Source organism: Pseudomonas sp. SWRI68 (assembly GCF_014269165.1).
GTDB classification, from domain to species: Bacteria; Pseudomonadota; Gammaproteobacteria; order Pseudomonadales; family Pseudomonadaceae; genus Aquipseudomonas; species Aquipseudomonas capeferrum.
In genome coordinates this window covers 1-275 of sequence record NZ_JABWRU010000079.1, presented here as the reverse complement: position 1 = coordinate 275, position 275 = coordinate 1, and the positions used below count along the sequence as shown (strand labels likewise).

The window sequence follows — 275 nt, the reverse complement described above, 5'->3', positions numbered from 1 at the left end:
GACGTGGTGGCCAAGCTGACCGCTACTCCTTCGGTCACCGAAGGTGGTGCGATCACTTACACCGTCACCCTGACCAACAAAGACGGTCTGCCGATCGACAAGCACTCGGCCCTGACTTTCACCCTGAGCGACGGCACCACGGTCATTACTGTACCGGCTAACAGCACCAGCGGTTTCGTCACCGTGACCGCGCCGGACAACGTCTACACCGGCACCAACGACCCAGTAATCAAGTCGATCGCTTCGGTTGATGGCGCCGATGTTGGCAAGTTCGA

Annotated in this window: 1 protein-coding gene; it reads left to right on the top strand. The window is 59.3% G+C overall.

Annotated features, from left to right (window positions below):
- Nucleotides 1-275 (top strand): immunoglobulin-like domain-containing protein (locus tag HU770_RS26880; protein ID WP_186666614.1); only part of this gene is annotated, 275 nt, incomplete at both ends.